At 30.6% G+C, this 3,863-nt stretch carries 3 protein-coding genes and 1 pseudogene; 1 reads left to right on the forward strand and 3 read right to left on the reverse strand.

Annotation, left to right across the window (positions count from 1 at the left end; translation table 11 throughout):
- The 3 genes and pseudogenes from N4A42_RS06310 to N4A42_RS06320 all read right to left on the reverse strand — a co-directional run.
- Positions 1 to 475, reverse strand: a pseudogene (locus tag N4A42_RS06310) (hypothetical protein); the annotation flags it as partial.
- Between the two features lie 266 nt (positions 476 to 741).
- Positions 742 to 1,086 carry a hypothetical protein gene (locus N4A42_RS06315; RefSeq protein ID WP_294071496.1) on the reverse strand — a complete coding sequence of 115 codons (345 nt, stop codon included), beginning with the start codon at positions 1,084 to 1,086 and terminating at the stop codon, positions 742 to 744.
- Positions 1,087 to 1,092: 6 nt separating this feature from the next.
- The gene (locus tag N4A42_RS06320) at positions 1,093 to 3,450 is read right to left on the reverse strand and encodes an EndoU domain-containing protein (RefSeq protein WP_294071499.1); all 2,358 of its coding nucleotides are present in this window, start codon (positions 3,448 to 3,450) and stop codon (positions 1,093 to 1,095) included.
- A gap of 310 nt (positions 3,451 to 3,760) precedes the next feature.
- On the opposite strand from N4A42_RS06320, the gene N4A42_RS06325 reads away from it, so the two are divergent.
- Positions 3,761 to 3,863, forward strand: a 103-nt coding sequence (locus N4A42_RS06325; RefSeq protein WP_294071501.1) for a glutamate--tRNA ligase family protein, incomplete at its 3' end; no start/stop codon positions are given.

The following is a 3,863-nucleotide window of genomic DNA, read 5'->3' on the forward strand; positions in this document are numbered from 1 at the left end:
GAATTGCCGCATATTTTAAATACTTGGTATTAGACTTAAAATTTATAGCAGATTTAAAAGGAATGGGTTGCAACTCTTGCGATTTCTGCTCAATACTAGCAATTAATAAATCGGATTGCGTTGGGCTTTGGTTTAACTGTAGTACGTTTAAAAGCTTATCGTTAACCTCAGGAAAATGATTACCAATTAATTTTGAAGCTGTTTCGTAATTGATGCCTTTGCGCAAATTAAACAATTTAGCTAATGGAATGGCTATAAATTTAATGAACAACCCTAACTCAACTAATATAAAGACCCAAAACAAAACTGTTCTGGCAGTTGGGTTAAGCCATAACATATATTCTACAAACAAAGTGATTAAAAAATACAACAAGCCAATAGCAAAAAATAGAATGGCGCCTTTAAGCAATTCATTAGTGTAGTACTTTTGAATGAACTCTTGTAATTTGCTTTTTATGGTTTCGAAATTGCTCATTCCTTTTGGGTATTTGGGATTTAGTGCTTAGGAATTTCCATTATTAACAGACTAAACTACGATTTTATTTTAATTAAGCTTAAATCCTAATTGGTAAGGTTCTGTTAATTTAGAGTATTAGAATGTTAAAACTCAATTGTAATCCACTGATTTTATGATTTAGTTAGAAATGATAGTCTCTTAGTTATAAAATAAAACCAGCTACAAATTATTGCAACTGGTTTTATACGAATGTTTAATGATTAAAAAGGTTATTTCTCTATTTTTTATTTCTCTAAAAACTTCTGCCAATCTTTTAAAATATCTATCAATTCTTGTATTGGCATCTCTATATTTGGTGCATTAGGATGGTGCCCTTCTTCATCTACTATAAAATAGGCTTTCTCGGTATCGCAATTAAAATAACCTGCTTCTGCACCAAAACTCCAGATTCCTTCAAAATCTTTTATCTCATTAAAAACTTTTTCACCATTAGCTACGGCTTCAATTTCTGGTAGATAATCCTCTAACATGTATTTGTCAAAATCATTGATGAAATATTCTAATAAAATTTCTTCTGATTCAAAATTTTTACCCCCCTCAATATCTTTTGTATATCTGTATTTTTTCATTTTTATTTATTTAATTATATATGCCGTATTTACGCCTTTTTGGGTTTTGCTATAATAGAACTCAATTTTTGTGCCATCCTTAGCTTTGCCTTTAAATCTATTTTTACTTTTAAAATAAATATTATCCATAGCTTCCTTAATGGTACGTTCAATTTTATAATCACTCCAGTTTTTGGGAAACAAAGTAGAGGTATTTCCTTTTACTTTCCAACCTCTAGTATTTAAATTAGATAACTCTTTTATAAATACTTCAACTCTTACCTTTACTACTTCATCTCCATTTTGTAATTTAAAGGTTTCCTTAACTTCTTTAATACGTCTATTTGTGGTATTAAAATACTTGTATATATGGACACCACTAGGGTTAGCACTAGCAGAATAAGGAGGTGTAAATGGATTTTTACCTCCTTTTCCTATAATATACTTATATTTTTCAACGACCTGTTTAGGTACAACTGTACCGTTTATTTTTGAGACAGTTACATGCCCATATCTTAAATGTGCAATAAACTCCTTTCCAAACCGAGGTATCCTCGTACCAAATACTAACAAATTTAGTTTTTTTCTAGCTACTTTCTCTCCTCTTACAAATAACCCATTAACCGCACGCTCCACCTGAGGCTTCGTGCCACTTTTAATTAGGACATCAAAATATTTAAACGTGTATGTACCTTTCTCAGCAGTTATAGTAAGTCCTTTTATTAATTTTATTTTATTAAGTAAAGTGCTTCCTACTTTTATCTTATTTATAAATTGTTTTTTATTAGTTTTAAACCACGTTACAATGATCTTTTTTAACTTATCTACAAACTCTAAGATACTTTCTTTACCTTTTGCAAAGATTTCAAAGATATTTTCTATGGTGCGTAATGCAGATTGTAGCGGATTCTTACCTTTTACATAAGTCAGCCCCTTTTGCATTGCTACCAACAACTCTTCTGGGATTAACTTACTTAGCTTAACTACTTTGCCAACCCAACCTGCTATGGGTATAAACATAGTGCCGACAAATGCAATAGCAAAGCCTATAATATAAGCAATACGTATCCAATCTATATCTTCTGATTCTATGTCTTTTAAACTAGTAAGTAACAACACTAAATAAACAGGTGCTAAAACAAAAAGTTGAGAAAAGTTTATGTTTCTTATGCTCAATAATATATTATCTATGGTTTCTAAAAACTCTTGCCAATTGTTAGCTACATCAAAAGGTGCCTCTGCAAGACCGCCAAGAAACTGAAGTGTAGAGCTTATAAAATCTATAATACCATTGTAAAGTCCTACTTTAAAAGCTAAGTTGCTTTGAAACTCTTCGTCTATACTATGATTGTCTGCTATATGCTTACTTATAAATGCATTCCACTTATCTATTAGCGATTTTATATGAGCAATAACTTTAGCGATTTTTTCTTTTACAAAATCTGGTATTAAATCATACCAGTCAAAACCTGGTGCTTTTGTATTAAGATCACTCTCTAAATTCCCTAACTTCTTAGTGTCAATAGTAAGAAGGCTTATTAGATTGTCTTTATCAAAAAGATAATCTTCGTGTTGTGTGTCCCAAACCTTGTCTGGTAGTTTTAATACACCTATCCATTCGCCTATTTTGCTTACTATCCATCCAACTGCTTTAACAGGAGAAGACACAGCCATAACCACATACCAAAGACCTGTAACTAAACTTTTCGCAAAGGTCATCTGTTCTACAATTTGGCCAGTTTCTACAAGCTGTTTTAAATGGTCTTGCGAAAACTCTACATTTTGGTTTATAGCATTAATCACAGCATTGTCATAAAAATGGCTGTTCTTAATACTTTCTCTTATATCATCAGCTATTTTAATCCTTACCCATTGTTTACTTAAGTCATCTGTATTGTCCTCAATAAACAGTAAGACCTCTCCCTGTTCTACATATACACACTCAAAGGCTTCTTTAAGTTTTTTTGGGTTTTTTGATGCATAAACACGAAGTGTAAATGATTGTTCATTATTGTCTTTCTGGTTATTATTGTTTTTATCAATGAAAAAAGGAATGCTATCAATAAGTAAATCACCTACGTTATCACAATCTACATCAATGTCGAAACTAACACCCTGTTCCTTTAAAAATTTCTTTTCAGCATCAGGAAAATAGTATTTGGATATTTCTCTTGATACTCTGTTATGAAATTTTTGTGTCACAAAAGGATGTACATTGGTCATACCTCTAATCGTTTCGCCTAATCGGATTTTATTTGTCCTTATCCCTTCAAAAGGATCTGTACCAATAATACCGCGTTGTAAATCTTCAAAACTTATAAAATTATAGCCTTGTAGTTCTTCTTGACCTTGCTCATCAAAGTCATTAAATATGTTTGTACTCATATCTCATATGATTTTAAATTTAGCGCATAGCAATAGATTTAACATATTGCTAAATAATTAATATTATATTTTTTAAATGATTTTTGATGAATACCAAATGTTTAATAGATACATTTATTCATCACACGAAATAAACTATAAGACCCTAGAAATCTTAGATGATACAAACATAACATATTATTTGTAATAAAACAAAATTTATTATAACAAATGTTTAAATTATATTTAAAACCACATCTTGATTCTTAACTCTAGAATCTTGTATCTTGAAGCTTATCAAATTATCTTTGCACCTTATTAAATGACAAACATGAGTAACAACGTTCGTGTGCGATTTGCACCAAGCCCAACAGGACCTTTACATATTGGAGGCGTAAGAACTGCGCTTTTTAATTATTTATTTGCTAAAAAAC

The organism is Winogradskyella sp. (assembly GCF_025210595.1).
In the GTDB taxonomy this organism is placed as follows: Bacteria; Bacteroidota; Bacteroidia; order Flavobacteriales; family Flavobacteriaceae; genus Winogradskyella.

What these genes read in the sequence shown, in the direction of transcription:
- N4A42_RS06315 (WP_294071496.1), bottom strand. Translation starts at nt 1,086, where the DNA reads ATGAAAAAATACAGATATACAAAAGATATTGAGGGGGGTAAAAATTTT.
- N4A42_RS06320 (WP_294071499.1), bottom strand. Translation starts at nt 3,450, where the DNA reads ATGAGTACAAACATATTTAATGACTTTGATGAGCAAGGTCAAGAAGAA.